The sequence below is a fragment of the Vibrio sp. 1F255 genome (assembly GCF_041439145.1).
GTDB classification, from domain to species: Bacteria; Pseudomonadota; Gammaproteobacteria; order Enterobacterales; family Vibrionaceae; genus Vibrio; species Vibrio crassostreae_C.
Window position 1 is genome coordinate 77666 of record NZ_JBGONQ010000012.1, and the last position, 15537, is coordinate 93202.

A 15537-nucleotide genomic window follows, 5' to 3' on the forward strand; every position below is an offset into this window, starting at 1 on the left:
TATGTTTCGCAAATCAAGATAATACTATGGAACTAAGGTAACTATCAGATGTATAAGCAATCCCTGCTCTCTGCTTCAATCGTTTTAGCGCTTTCATCAACATCAGCCTTTGCTGACGATTATGCCCTATTTGACGAGGTTGTTGTATCTTCGACTCGTACTAATCAACAACTTGAAGATGTTGCTGCGTCGGTAACTGTGATTAACGATAAAGATATCGAAAAAAACATGGTTACGGATGTAGAAGACTTATTTAAGTACACACCAGGTGTCACGGTGACTACGAATTCTCGCCAAGGGATTCAAGGTATTAACATTCGTGGTATGGAAGGTAACCGAGTAAAGGTTATCGTTGATGGAGTATCACAAACTAGCCAATTTACTCCAAGTGGTACTCAGTCATATAACTTCATTAACTCTTCACGCATTGATGTCGATACGGATATGTTGAAGTCTGTCGAGATTGTTAAAGGTGCGGCTTCTTCTCTGTATGGTTCTGACGCGATTGGTGGTATTGCTGCGTTCGAAACAAAAGACCCGAGTGACTTTTTAAAAGACAAAGACTTCGGTGGCCACGCGAAGTTCAACTACTCTTCATCTGATAATACCTTTAGCGAATCGGTTGCTTTAGCAAATCGTATTGGCGACCTAGAAACGTTAGTTGCTTATACTCGCAGAGACGGTGAGCAAACTGATAACTTTGGTACACCTGATGAGCAAGATACTCAGAACAACAACTTGTTGGTTAAGCTTCAGTACCAATTAAACGAACAACACCGTTTAGAGTTTTCTGGTAACTTCATTGAGAATTCTGGTGATACCGATTTAAATAGTGCAAGTTACACCGACTACACTGGCGAAGACACAACTAGCCAACAGCAAATCGGTATCAAACATATTTGGGATGCTGACCTAGCGTTTGCAGATACTATTACTTGGCAAGCTGACTGGCTGAGCAAAGAAGAGAATGGCGTAACTAATCGTACTTCTAATGGCGGTATGTTCCTACCTCCGGCAGGTAATGTTCAGAAAAAGGACTATATCTACGAGGATGAAGGTTATCAATTTGATGTGCAATTCGATAAGTTCTTCATGACGGGTAATGTAGAAAACTACTTTATCTATGGCGCTTCATATTCGGACAAAGACATTAAAAACGTTAATAACGAATATAACTCCATCAGCGCAGACCAAGTTATTTTCTACATCCCTGCCGCATCTGAAAGAAAATATGGATTCTTTGCTCAAAATGAAATGACGATCGGAAATTGGATGATTACTCCGGGTGTTCGTTTTGATGGTTTTGAAACTGATCCAGGTGATACAAGTCAAAACCCAAGTGGTAACCCAGAAGAGTCTTATGCAAAATATTCAGACTCAGCTGTTACCGGACGTTTGGGTACAACTTACACGCTTAATGATGAAAATAAGATCTTCGGTCAAATCAGCCAAGGCTTTAGAGCTCCTGATTTCCAAGAGCTTTACTACTCATTTGGTAATCCTGCTCACGGTTATTTGAATGCCCCTAACCCTGACTTAGAAGCTGAAGAAAGTATTTCATACGAGTTAGGTTGGCGTCATAACACAAATTATTCATCAAGCGAAATCGCTATCTTCTACAGCGATTATGATAACTTTATTGATAACGTAGCAGTTAGTGGCTCAGCCACTCCGACCGATCCAACAATATATCAGAATGTAAACATTGATGAAGCCGTAATTAAAGGTATCGAAGCGTCAAATACACAGTCTTGGAATAGCTTCATGCCAGTGAAAGGTGTTAGTACTCGTGTTTCTGCAACGTATACTGAAGGTGAAGATGGCGAAGGTAATCCTCTTAACAGTGTAAACCCTTGGAACGCTGTCGTTGGTTTTAACTATGATGCTCCTTCAGCACTATGGGGTACATCACTTAACATAAGCTACACAGCAGGTAAGAAGTCTAGTGATATCAACAGCGATGGTTTGAATGATGAAATTCTACCAATTGATTCAGCAACTGTAGTTGACCTAACAGCATACTACTTGCCGATGAAGGATCTTACGCTTAGAGCAGGTCTCTTCAACGTTACGGATGAAGAGTACTACTCGTGGAATGACGTTCGTGGATTCTCACAAGAAGATAAAGATTACACGCAAGCAGGTCGTAACTGGTCAATTACAGCTAAATACGAATTCTAATTCGTTAAAAAACTGAATTGCAGAAACTAAAAAGCCAGCTTAATTGCTGGCTTTTAATTTATTTCACTAAAAAATTGTATAAAAAAGGTAATAAGTGAAATTACTTCTCTGCCATCTCTTTTTTAACCATTACTGCAGCAGCAACGATGAAAGTGATGATTAGGCCTAGTTCCATGATTAACTCCAAAGAAAATTAACATTAAACATATAATTCGCGAGCATAATAACACAGCGGATACAGAATGATACTTTTTAACCACTAATTTACTTTTTATTCGATTAAGATCAAAAAAGATGCCCGAAAGCATCTTTTAATTTTTGAATCATTCACGAAACCACTAGGTTAACCAGGGAATCCATTCGGGTTTGTTGACTGCCAGCGCCATGTATCTTCGGTCATTTCAGCCAATGTGCGGCTTGCATTCCAGCCCAGTTCTTTCTGAGCTTTAGCTGGATCTGCCCAACACTCTGCGATGTCACCAGGACGGCGTTCAACTAGCTTGTAAGGGATCTCTTTACCGCTTGCTTGTTCGAATGCTTTAACCATGTCTAACACACTTGAACCGTTACCCGTACCAAGGTTGTAGATATGAAGACCGTCTTTGCACCCTACTTTCTCAAGCGCTGCGATGTGGCCATCAGACAGATCCATTACGTGGATGTAATCGCGAACGCCAGTCCCGTCTTTTGTTGGATAATCGCTACCAAATACAGATAGGAATTCACGGCGGCCCACTGCTACTTGAGAGACAAATGGCATTAGGTTATTTGGGATACCTTGCGGGTCTTCACCTAGCTCACCACTTGGATGTGAACCTACAGGGTTAAAGTAACGCAGCAGTGTAATGCTCCAATCAGGATTGGCTTTTTGGAAATCGGTTAAACACTCTTCAACCATTAGTTTACTACGACCATATGGGTTGGTAGCGCTTGTTGGGAAGTCTTCAGTAATTGGCACACTTGCAGGATCACCGTATACCGTTGCTGAAGAGCTAAATACCAAGGCTTTTACACCCGCATCACGCATTGCATCAACAAGAACTAAAGTGCCGTTTACGTTGTTGTCGTAGTATTCAAGAGGCTTTTCCACAGACTCTCCGACGGCTTTCAGACCAGCAAAATGGATAACCGCTTCGATGTTGTGTTGCTTCATAGTTTCAGTCAAAAGCGCTTTATCACGAACGTCACCTTCAATGAAGTTGGGACGAACGCCCGAGACTTTTTCGATGCGCTCTAGAACGCTTGGTTTGCTGTTGTACAAGCTATCAAAAAGTACAGGTGTCATACCTGCGTTGATCATCTGGATACTTGTATGGCTACCAATGTAACCCATGCCACCTGTAACTAAAACATTCATGCTTAGCAGACCTTTTAATTAAAAATATTCAACCTATCACTTATGATACAACAACTTAGGGTGAGCTCACAAACACCGGTGCCTATTTACCCTCACGAGCGAACACAAACTGACCTTTTCCTTTGCGTTTCGCTTGGTACATAGCCTCATCAGCAACCTTTAGAATCACGTCAATATCACGCTCTGAGCCATCAACTAAATTGATACCTAAGCTCGCCCCAACATGAAGTGAACGCTGTTTATAATTCACTTCTTGCCTGATCAGATCCAACAATCGCTCGGCTAACTTCGCTAATAAGACTTTGTTTGTCTGTTTAATAATAAGAACAAATTCATCACCCGACAAACGTGCAACCAAATCCCCCGCTCTTACCTGAGATAATAACCGGTTTGACACTTCTTTAAGGATTTCGTCACCCGCATCGTGACCATAGTTGTCATTCACTTCTTTGAAGCCATCCAAATCCAAGTAAATAACCGCAAAATGCTGATTTGAATAGTGGCTCGACGTGACAACATCATCCATAACCTTATACAGCTGCGCTCTATTCGCTAACCCGGTTAATGCATCGTGATGAGCCAAGTGTTCGAGTCTTTCCATCTCTTTAACGTTGGATAAATCAGACAGCGTTAATACCATATCAAACTCGTCTTTCTCGTTGTCTGAGGCAATTCGATTCACTTTGACAAACATTGGAACTAACGTGCCGGACGCGCTTTTCTCCCACACTTCGCCTTGCCATTGACCATAGTTGTCTAACGAACTGCGAATTGTCGGCATCAATGATGAAAATTGCTGCCACGAAAATACTTCAAATGGTGTTTTGCCCACCAGCAGATCAGAGTGATAACCGAGAAGTTGTGTGATCGCCGGGTTAACCATGGTTATCACATTGGATGAGTTGAGCACGATCAAGCCGTCTTTACTGTTTTCGAAAACACCCGCAGCAATACGTTGGCGACTCATGGCCGTTTCTATGTCGGTGACATCTTGGATTGCATAAAGAATACGACCATGTTTTGTCAAAGAACGACTGCTCACACGGAGCCAGCGTTTTGATTGAAAGAGATCGGTGGTTTCCAGCAATTCGTCATTAAGTTCAATATTGGCATCAATAACATCTTGTAAGTAACCCGTTTGCTTGGTCGCGATCAACTCTTGGATCAACAAATTCTCAAGAAAGGCTTCCGAGCATTTAAAAATATCCCGAGTAGCTGCGTTCGCATGAAGAATGAGCCCTTTTTCATCCACCACCAACAAAGAGTGCTGAACGGTTTCAATGACCTCATTTGCGAATGATTTTTCTTCTTGTAACTTGTCTAACGTAAAATTGATTTGGTTATCGCGATGTTGAAGCCTTTCTAACATGGTATTGAAAGCTCGAACCAGATCGCCGATTTCATCGCGGTTCGTTACGACTAATTTAGGCTGCTTCGAACGACGCTCAACAAAGGCTTGCATCGCCTCATTGAGGTCAAACATCGGTTCGATAATCAAGCGTTGCACCAATTTGACCACTACTCCGCCTAACATCACCAGAAACAACAGGTAGACGACCGCAACCTTGAAAATATTCGTTAAGATCGAATTAAACGTCTCTTTCGATATTGTTACTCTCAAGTTCGCGATCACTGCGCCATCCAGTGTCACTGGAACGAGCAAGAAGATGAAATGCTCAGAGATGGCAAATTGATGATCGGCGATATCGTCTAATTCTTCTGCGTTTGGCCTTGGAACCAGAGTGTTGCTCACCTGATAGCTGGCAAAAAGCTGTTCGTTGATGTCATAGAGCTTCACTCTAACAATCTCTTTATCTGCGACGAAAGCTGACAATATTTCCTGAGCCGATGACTTGTCTTCAAATAAAATCGCGGCTTGCAAGTTATAAGCAACACCTTGTGCTAGCACTTTAACACGCTGAATAAGACTCTCTTTCTCTCTCTCAAACGTGACAGTGTAATTTACCGATTGGATCGTTACAAAAGTGACTGCGATGAAGATGATAATGGGTAATATCAGCTTGTTTTTAATCGATATGTTATTAATGAAAGACAACATTATTGGCCCTCCACTATAGCGATTCGTAACAGGTTCGAGCCAATGACGTAGTCACCGCGCCTTGCGTTCTCTAGATTGATCTTAGGTTTGAGCTTATTATCGATGTGCGTGAGTTCAATGATTCCACCTAAGTCCGTAAAGTTAGGGATATCACTGATTGTCACAGTATGTGGCGAGTGCTCTTGACTAAGAAATTGGTCATTTTTACGGTCAGACAAATACGTAATATCACACTTAGAAGTAATCGACTGTTGAACTCGGATAGCGAGCGAACGAATAGATTTCCCCTCGGTAATTGACGTTAGCACTTGGCTTACCTCTTCATCGCCAATCACACAAAAGTTCACAGCGTTCATTGAGCTTTCATCATTCCAACGTATAAAATTCGCAATTCTAAAAAGGTACACCGCTTTCACTTCATAAGGTTTGAAGCTAGCAGCTGAGGTGTTCAACGGCACAATAAGCATCGTTAAAGCCGCTAAGCCTAGTTTAGATAAGCCGAGCTTAATGCGGTGCTTAAGCCATTTAGAATTCATGAGAGATCCTCACATACACCGATTCTTGATTGACGCTTTTCTGAGATGTGAATTCAGCTTGATAGCCGTCACTCTTACCTATATTTTCAACAACCACTTCAATTAAAGGTGCTGCGGACGATTTTTTCCATGCGAGACGCGCATCAAAGGTTATTTCATGTGGGTAAGACTGCCATTTATATTGAGTGCCATCGCCTGCTACCCAATAGTCTGGGTAATTCACATTAATGTACTGGCCTATCACATCGAATTGCCAACTTTCGGTGATATTCCACATCAACTGTGCCGTGGCTAAATGTTCATTATCAATATCGTAATAAACACTCGTTTGAGGACTAGATTTCAGGTCATCACCTTTATTCTCACCTTCCAATGTCGTATAGGCGTAACTCAGGTAACTGGCTAAATCTGCGGTGAGTTGGTAACTCGCGCCTAACTCTAAGCCATAAGTTTTTGCTTTATAATCATCAGACAACGCACCGACATAGACATGATTCGCAGGGATATCATTCGGGTCATAGCTGTGAAAGCGAAGGTTGTCATGTTCACTCAGATAAATCGTTGCATCGAGTTCGAAATTTGAATTGTTTGAGTAGCGATAACCCATTTCCGCCGTTACGACACTCTCTGTTTCAAGACTCGAGCTTGATTTATATACATCTAGGTAGCTGTTGTTTGAGTCAGCATTGTAACTATTGAAATAATAGGTGGAATTGGAATCCATATAAGATGGTGCAACGACCGCACGGCTAAGCCCCGCCCATACGGAGTGACGTTGGGTGAACTTATATAAACCACGCAATTGAGGTGAAAGCTCAGTTGATTCATTCTGTGTAAAGTGTTCAACCTTGGCACCAAGAGTAATAGACAGCGCTTCCGTCATTTGAATTTGAGACTGTATAAAAGCGTTCGCAATGTAATCGTTGGCAGATTGGATGTTGTAAGCTCGACCGTAGTAATCAGGGTTGTACCAATCCACGTCCCAAACTTGGCTTGAGGAGAAATCAAGATACATATATCGCAGGCCACCACCAAGTGTTAGCTGATGGCTTTCCGATAGTTGGTTGATATAAGTAGAGTCAAAATCGAGGGTCGAATAGCTTCCCGGAGCGTCTGGCGCATTATCCTCATTATATTCACCCCATAACGAATATGAGAGTGTCGAACTTTCATCAAAATGGCGAGAGTCGTTGAATTGGACGTAAACAGATTGGCTCTTGTTATCGAAATCATTGGCTTGTGCCCCGACAAACGACCCTGAGTTATCATATTGAAACGTATACAATTCCGACTCATAAAAGCTTTTCTCACCACCGATACGTAATGACCAATTTTCTTCAGCATTACTTGGCTGAAACACCATCCCTGCCGTTTGTGCTTTCCATTTTTCAGATTCATTTGTGCGATATGTTGGTTCTTCTCGGTATTTATAAAAGGCACGAGCATTCACACTGTCGTTGAGGCTTAATCCCTGACGAACACTAAATTCATAGTTATTAGTATTAGACGCGACACCGGAGAGATAAGTCCCCTGCGTATCATTGGCAGACTTAGTAATGATATTGACTACACCATTAACCGCGTTGCCACCCCAAATTGTTCCGCCGGGGCCTTTGAGTACTTCGATGCGTTCGATGTCGGCAAGTACATAGTCAACGTCGCTCCAATACGTACCGCCATAGACTGGGCTAAACAAGCTTCGTCCATCCATCATCACGAGCATCTTGTTATATAACCCATCATGAAAGCCGCGTGTTGAAACAAACCATGAGGTTTCGTTGAGTTTGGTGACTTTGAGTCCGGGTACAAGCGTTAGGACTTCTGCAATGGTTTTCGCGCCACTGCGCTGAATTCGCTCATTAGAAAGTACGTACACCGACGAGGGAATGTCAGTGAGTTTTTGTGTCACTTTCGAAGCCGTTTCCATTTCGACATCTAACATAGACAACTCTTCAAGGCTCATCGACATCAGCTGGTCTAGAGAGTTTTCTTGAGCAGAGACAAAAACAGGTATCATTAATGCTAGTCCTAAGCAAACCTGGCGGGATATCATGTGCTCACCTAATATACAGATAGATATTAATCCTTTAATCAATAGTTCAACTATATATGAAATGCCATACTGGTAAATCTACGGTGTCGAAAGTTTGAGTTAGGTCACTGTTTATTTATGGTATTTATAAGACCGTCATTACTTACCTCAACGTAAAGGATTAGCACCACGTGACAACGAAGATTTTGCTTAATTGCGACATGGGAGAAAGTTTCGGCAATTGGAAGATGGGCGATGACGAGTCGGTCATGGAATGGGTCGATATGGCAAACATCGCTTGTGGCTTCCACGCGTCTGATCCGCACGTTATGTCCAAGACGATAAAACTGGCGCAGCACTATCACACCCAAATTGGTGCTCATCCCGGTTATCAAGATCTCGTTGGTTTTGGTCGCCGTTCTATTCCACACACCATGGACGAAATCAGTGAGCTGGTTTGCTATCAAGTCGGTGCATTACAAGCCCTTTGCCGCTATCACCATACCACTGTTGGCTATGTGAAACCTCATGGCGCTCTTTATAACGATATGATGGCAAACATTGATGTGTTCAATGCGGTAGCCCAAGCCGTCGCTGAGTTTAACATCCCGTTGATGATTCTCTCTTCATCAGACAATCAACAGTATTTGGATATTGCTGACGACCATGACTTGCCTCTCTTGTTTGAAGCGTTTGCCGACCGTGCTTATTTAAATAACGGACAATTAGCGCCACGTACTCAAAAAGGCTCGGTTTACGTCAATCAAGACGATATCTATAACCAAGTTATGCAAATCATTAACTATGGCTCGGTTACGACTTTAGAGGGCGAAAGACTGCCTATTGAAGCTGATACTATCTGTGTTCATGGTGATAACCCTCAATCCATCGCATTAATTAGAAAAATCAGACAAGGCCTCAACGCTTTTAATTAGTATGAAGCGTGTGATTGGTATGACGCATGGTCTAATCGCTCGTGAGATCTAATTGATTTGTATTGGCTTGGACACGGAAGTGAGACACGCCAAGTAAGCAAACAAACGTATGGAAACGAAATGACGACGAATCAGATTGAATACAATATAGCGCCAATCGCGGAATGCAGCGTTTTGGTGACCTTGACGCTATCGCCTTCAAATAATCAATCTAGCGCCGAATATGCGCAATACATAGCTCACTTTTCCGATGCCATTCGCCAAAACTTAGCATCGGTGTTGATGAATGTGACACCGGCTTACCAAACAATATTGGTCGACTACCTCCCTTATCGAATATCAGAACAGCAGCTCATTGAACAGCTCAATAATTTGTTGAGTCATGCTCTGTCGTCCTTTTCTAGTGTTAGTAAAACTCGCGATACGATTGAGCTTCCTGCCTATTACTCACCAGAAACGGCGCTCGATTTAGACCGATATCAAAACAAAGGCCTGTCGCTCGACCAGATAATTCAACATCACACCTCACAGACATACAGCGTCAGTGCGATTGGGTTTACGCCTGGCTTTGCCTTTATGTCGGATGTGGTTAATGAGCTTGCCTTGCCCCGTCACTCCACACCCCGCTTAATTGTGCCGAAAGGCAGCATCGCCATCGCGGATACGAAAACGGCGGTGTATCCTTCGGACTCACCGGGCGGTTGGAATATTATTGGCAATTGCCCACTCGCACTGTTTGATCACAGCCAATTAAAGAACGCTGGTACCACACAAACGCCGCTGTCTCTACTTAATGTTGGTGACACAGTCCGTTTCATCGCGATTTCAAAACAAGAATTTGTAGAGCTTAGGCTTATGGAGATTAGTGGAGATGTCGCTAATGGTTAATACCATCGCTAAACCAACACTAACAGTGATTAAACCCGGCCCGTTGAGTTTGATTCAAGATTTCGGACGATTTGGTGTTGCTCATCTCGGGTTGACACAAGGTGGTCCTGTTGATGATTACTCGTATAGCTGGGCCAATCACCTGCTCGGAAACCCAGTCAACCAAGCGGCGTTGGAAATCACGCTTGGGCAATGTGCGTTACGAATCGATTTTGATTGCGAAATGGCGTTATGTGGTGGCGATTTACAAGCGAAGCTCGATGGCAAACCACAGTCGAACTGGCGTACTTTTCAAGCTTTCGCAGGGCAAGTTCTCTCATTTGGTTTACCTAAAAATGGTCTAAGGGCGTATTTAGCCGTTAAGGGTGGCTTCGATGTCCCATCAACTCTTGATAGCTGTTCTACGGTGACTCGTGAAAAGATTGGTGGATTAACGCAAGATGGAGAGCCATGCCAACAAGGGCAACAAATAGCTTTTACCCAGCACCAACTATCACATTCATTTAAAGCGGTAAGTGTTACCTTCCGATACACGCCTGATTACAATCTACCCGTGAACCTACGAGTGATTGAAGGCTATCAAAGCGAGCTATTCTCCGAGTCAGCAAAAGAGACTTTGTATAACGCGCAGTATCACGTTGACCAAAACTCAAATCGGATGGGTTATCGACTCAGTGGCGAACCCGTCGACTCGCCTGACATTTCGCTATTGTCAGAAGGCATTGCCTTAGGTGCGATTCAAATTCCACAAGATGGACAGCCTATCGTGCTGCTTAATGATAGACAGACCATAGGTGGTTATCCGAAGATAGGATGTGTCGCCAGAATCGATTTACCACGCTTGGCGCAAGCAAAACCTGGACATGCGATATCGTTCAGCAAGGGCGATCGCTTGGGCTTACAAGATGTTTGGTGCCAATGGGCTCAGTTTTTCGGCTATTAGTTTTTGCGATGTGTTATGTGCTAAATGCTATGTAGCTGAGAATAATCAACTAGGAAGATGTCATTTAGATGAGGTTCGGTATCTAAGCAGATGTTGAAATGAAGATTCGGCTTACCTATTACAGTAAGCCGAATTGAAGAAATTAAACGCAGTCGATGATGATAGACTAATTATAGGCTATTAAGCGTGATCTTGACCTGACACCTTGGCAAGCGCTTCTGGGTATCCACGTTCTTGTGTCAAATCTATCGCTCTGTTTTCAATATCATTTAGATTAAGTGACATTGTCACTGAGTGTGTGTCTTCAATAGATGCCGCCTCTGATACATCAAACCATTGCTCAGCGACCTTTTGTGCCGCTTCTAATGTTGAAGAAGCTTTTACTACTTCAAGTCGAGCATAGCGATCCCCACAGAATGAAACGTCTGAAGCTCTTAAGCTTGGATCGTTTCCCGGAATCTGTTGTGCACCAAACAAAGGTTTACCACCGACCAATGCCGAACTGAAACTTGGGATGAACTGAGACATATGCGTTATTGCCGCGCGAGTTCTTAATTCAAGCTGATCTTCACTCCAACCCGATACGATTTTCTTAAGCAGCTTCGAAGGCAACTGTGGCTGTGACGAGTCTGTTGACGATGAAACAAGCCCACCCTCAAACAGAGTAATCCCTTCTGTCATGCCGTGAAGTTGGAACACACCATCAGCATACGGCGTTAATTGCGCCATGCCTTGCGGTGTGCCTCTCGGGCCATGGAAGATAACTTCTGGCCACTCTTCCTTACATTCTTGCGAATATGGCCACTCTGTAACGTATGCAGCTTTAAACTCAACAAGTCTTTGCTGCTTAGAGCCAACAAAGTCATCTACGATACCCGTTTCAAACCCACTCGCATTAATCAAGTAATCGGTCGTTAGTTGGCAGCTTTGGTTTTCGGCATCGGTATAAGTCAAAGACCAACCTTGACCTGTCGACTCAACAGATTGTAATCGGCTGTTGGTTAACACAGTACAGTTAGCTTGTTGCCCCAAAGAGAGTTGAGCGGTCGCAGAAAGTCGGAATACGCTCCAGCCATACTCTTGGACCATCGCAACAGGATACTTTAGGGTCTCTAAATCCGTATGCTTGGCGAAAGGAATACACCAATCATCAAGCGATGTTGGTTTCAGAGGCTGTGTTTTCGCAGAAAGTGCTAATAAATCTTCTTTGCTGTACAGCTTATAATACTCTTCCGGATCACCGAGCACTTGGTTGCTTTTATCTTGTTTAACAAGATCGGCATAAGCGCTTTTGATTATCTTGAGACGAGGAAGCAGATCCAACGGCTCTCCACCATCACTGTGCGGAACGGCGATGATTGTCGGACGAATATTGATCGTATGAGGGAATAAGCGGACGGTATCAATTGACTGTGTGAGCAATTGAAGACACTGCTCTACAGAAATATCTCGATACAAATTGCCGCCAGCGTGCAGGTGGCAAATTGGTGGACCATTAACCAAACTCGGCCCTTTTTCTAAGATAGTGACCTTAAAACCCAACTCACTAAAGTGAATCGCGCTCGTTGTTCCGGCAATACCACCACCAACAATGGCAATAGAAGGTTGATTTGTATCCGTTTTGTTGTGGTTCATCGTGTTCTGTAGAATAAGATTAACTGCCTCTATTCTACTTTTGTTCTGCGATGAATTAAAACACATTTTTATCAAGGTCTTAGATAGGCGGGATTTAATATCTATGTAAAAAACATAAATAATCTCTTGACTCAATAACTCCAGATAGGGTTTTAAAGGTTATTCTAACAGTCAAATTTGTCCTAAGTGACGCCACATAAAGGCTGCCTCAGTACTCTTAAAACATAGCGGTTAACTTATCCCTAAAGTTATCCACCGTTTTTGTGGATAACTGTTGATAACGTTCTTGCTAAGTTGCGCAAACCCTTTGTTTACAGGGACTAACCGCTGTTCATTAAATCGGCATTATTGGGTAATTAGTCTTAAAAAATGCTAAAAACAGTGGAATCTAAGGTGCGATATTTTTTACTTATGCTGCCGGTTGGTTAAATAAAAAACGGTCTAAAGCGACGTATTATAAATAGTGCATGACTAAGTATAAATAATCTCACTTTTAGACCGTTTTAAGCGCTTGGCTAGATCTCGCTAACGACTAGCCAAAATCCTTGTTTACTGGTGCTAACAAACGTTTGATTAAGCTATTCACTACCGCGGCTAATGTGATGAACGTTAGCACCGGTAGCGCTATCCACAACATCGGGTGAAGTGAAGGTTGTAACTCAAAACCAAAGTTCATCACTCCTGCCACGCTGAGCTCAGAACCAAGGGCTGCAATTGAGCCTGCGACTAACGCCATTAAACCGTACTCACACCAAATAGTATTGAGAATTCGCTTCTTACTCGCGCCTAATGTTCGATACAAGCGTATCTCTTGTTGTCTTTGAGATAAGCTCAATCGCAATAGAGTGAAGATAAGCAACAGCCCCGCCACCACACCTAACGCCGCAAGTACGGTAATCGACCAAACAATCTGCTTAAGCAACTCTTGGATCTTGCTACCCATCTTACGAATATCCATCAAACTCACGGTTGGATGATTTCGAGAGAGTTCGTTGAGCATCTGATTGTGTTGTTCTTCTAATCTGAAGCTCACTAGCCAAGTAGAAGGGATTGAACTCAAGACATCTGGAGTAAAAATGAAGTAGAAGTTCGGCTTCATTTCTCGCCACTCGACTTTGCGGATGCTATTCACCTTGGCAGAAACATTCTGGCTGTTGATTGTGAATGACAGCTCATCGCCAATCTTTAGATCCAGTTGCTCCGCGACATCCGATTCTACAGATACGCCATGCTCTTGTGTCCAGTTACCTTCTAATACTTCATTGTACTTAGGTAAGCTATCTCCCCAAGTGAAGTTGATCTCACGGCTTAGTGCGTCTGTTTCTCCAGAGGTATCACTGTATTCCGATGCTTCGACACCGTTTATCGTCGTCAGTCGTCCTCGGATAATTGGAAACGCTTGAGTACGCTCTACCTCGTTTGCATCAATCGTCTCGAGATAACTGTCTTTTTCATAGCTTGCAATGTTAAGTGCAAACGCATTTGGTGCGTTCTCGGGTAAGGTTTGCTGCCAATCTGACAGTAAATCACTTCTTACCAACCAGATGATAGACAGCAACATCAGTGAAAGCGCTAAAGAGCCAAATTGAATCCCCGTTGCTAAAGGTGTGCGATTAATTCTGCTCAATGCTAAACGCATAGACGTAGATGTCGGTAACTTGCCAACCAAACGCAGAACAAGCGTACTAACGACCGCAAGTACTAAGAACAGGCAAGCGATACCCGCTAGAACTATCCATACCAATAGATTGTCGCCATACATCAGCATCATTGGAATAATCGGTACCAGTAACAACAAATATTTCTTGTAGCTTTCATTGGACTGGTGACTTGATTGGATAACGCTGATTGCCGAGGTATTGACCAAGCCAATTAACGGGATACCAAGAGCAGGAACACCAATTAAGATGCTTGATAAAATCGCCAAGATTGCAGGTTCAATACCATAGCTAGGAAGTGGCGTTGGTAATAAGTCACCCAGAGGTATACGAAGCAAAAACTCTAAGCCGATACCGATAGTTATTCCCAGTACTGCACCGATAACCACTAATAAAGATACCTGTACAGACAACCATTTAACGATCCACTGCTTGCTTGCACCCAAACTCTTAAGCATCGCGATGGTTTTACGGCGACTCGCAACATAATGTTGGCAAGTGAGTACCAAAGTGGTCGCAGCCATGATCACAACAATAGCAACGGTTAACGAAAGATATTGAGTCGTGCTTTCGAACATGTCGTTAGTACGGCTCGCAGAATCTTGAGTACGCCAGCGATCGCTTGGTGTTAATTCTACGCTGTCTTGCGCGGCTTGCAGTTTTGTATCATCACCGTTGAGAAACAGCCTAAAACTAACACGACTGCCCGGTTGAATCGCTCCCGTGGCATCAATATCGCTTGTATGAATCAGAACGGCTGGCATCTGTTGGAATGGGTTAAAGCTTAAGCCTGGTTCTTGAGTGATTCGTCCAGTTATCGCTAAATCGGCATCGCCAATAGTGACAACGTCACCAATCTCAACCTCTAACTGTGCAAATATACGCTCGTCTAACCAAAGTTCCCCTGGCTCAACATGGTTACTTGATGCTTTATCAGCACCCACTAAGATCATTTCACCGCGTAATGGATAATTACTTTCAACCGCTTTCACCGTCACTAACTGCATCGAGTTGTCACTGAATGCCATGGTTGAAAAACGAGTCAACTGAGAGCTTTCTAACTGTTCAACTTGAGTGAGGTCTAATAAGGATTGTGGAACTGGGTTTGCTGAGATAAACACGATATCGGCAGTAAGCGCATCTTTGCCCTGCTTAACAATTACCTGCTCCATACGTTCGGCCAACGCCGACAATGCAAATACACAAGCAATAATAAGCGTTAAAGCGATTGAAACTGGCCAAAGCTGACCGTGTCGAATCTCTTCGATACTCCATGAAAACAGGCGTTTATTCAGTCCGTTTGATGAATTCAA

General features: G+C 43.1%; 10 protein-coding genes. 4 read left to right on the plus strand and 6 right to left on the minus strand.

The genetic code is table 11. From position 1 onward, the window contains the following. Positions 1 to 48 precede the first annotated feature (48 nt). Entirely contained in the window at positions 49 to 2181 is a 2133-nt protein-coding gene (locus tag ACED41_RS09290) for a TonB-dependent hemoglobin/transferrin/lactoferrin family receptor (protein WP_371724852.1), read from the plus strand. Between the two features lie 343 nt (positions 2182 to 2524). On the opposite strand, the gene galE is transcribed toward ACED41_RS09290, so the two are convergent. From galE to ACED41_RS09310, 4 genes are all read right to left on the minus strand, one after another. After that, entirely contained in the window at positions 2525 to 3538 is a 1014-nt protein-coding gene (gene galE, locus ACED41_RS09295; protein WP_371724853.1) for a UDP-glucose 4-epimerase GalE, read from the minus strand. An 82-nt stretch (positions 3539 to 3620) separates the two neighbouring features. Then, entirely contained in the window at positions 3621 to 5597 is a 1977-nt protein-coding gene (locus ACED41_RS09300) for a diguanylate cyclase domain-containing protein (RefSeq protein WP_371724854.1), read from the minus strand. Beyond that, positions 5597 to 6133, minus strand: coding sequence for a YfiR family protein (locus ACED41_RS09305; RefSeq protein WP_371724855.1), 537 nt, complete (start codon positions 6131 to 6133; stop codon positions 5597 to 5599). The genes ACED41_RS09300 and ACED41_RS09305 overlap by 1 nt, the downstream gene beginning before the upstream one ends. Then, the gene (locus tag ACED41_RS09310; RefSeq protein ID WP_371724856.1) at positions 6123 to 8186 is read right to left on the minus strand and encodes a TonB-dependent receptor plug domain-containing protein; all 2064 of its coding nucleotides are present in this window, start codon (positions 8184 to 8186) and stop codon (positions 6123 to 6125) included. Before ACED41_RS09310 ends, ACED41_RS09305 begins: the two co-directional genes overlap by 11 nt. Before the next feature lie 170 nt (positions 8187 to 8356). Between ACED41_RS09310 and ACED41_RS09315 the strand changes: the two genes are divergently transcribed. From ACED41_RS09315 to ACED41_RS09325, 3 genes are all read left to right on the plus strand, one after another. Next, entirely contained in the window at positions 8357 to 9100 is a 744-nt protein-coding gene (locus tag ACED41_RS09315; RefSeq protein WP_371724857.1) for a 5-oxoprolinase subunit PxpA, read from the plus strand. A gap of 120 nt (positions 9101 to 9220) precedes the next feature. Next, positions 9221 to 9988, plus strand: coding sequence for an allophanate hydrolase subunit 1 (locus ACED41_RS09320; RefSeq protein ID WP_017067777.1), 768 nt, complete (start codon positions 9221 to 9223; stop codon positions 9986 to 9988). After that, the gene (locus tag ACED41_RS09325; protein ID WP_029235922.1) at positions 9981 to 10931 is read left to right on the plus strand and encodes a biotin-dependent carboxyltransferase family protein; all 951 of its coding nucleotides are present in this window, start codon (positions 9981 to 9983) and stop codon (positions 10929 to 10931) included. The genes ACED41_RS09320 and ACED41_RS09325 overlap by 8 nt, the downstream gene beginning before the upstream one ends. A gap of 180 nt (positions 10932 to 11111) precedes the next feature. Here the strand turns inward: ACED41_RS09325 and ACED41_RS09330 are convergent, their stop codons facing one another. Together ACED41_RS09330 and ACED41_RS09335 are read right to left on the minus strand one after the other, a co-directional pair. Next, positions 11112 to 12566: an FAD-dependent oxidoreductase gene (locus tag ACED41_RS09330; protein WP_371724858.1), complete on the minus strand. Its 1455-nt coding sequence runs from the start codon at positions 12564 to 12566 to the stop codon at positions 11112 to 11114. A gap of 532 nt (positions 12567 to 13098) precedes the next feature. Beyond that, a complete protein-coding gene (locus tag ACED41_RS09335; protein ID WP_102333627.1) occupies positions 13099 to 15537 on the minus strand; it encodes an ABC transporter permease in 2439 nt (812 codons plus the stop codon).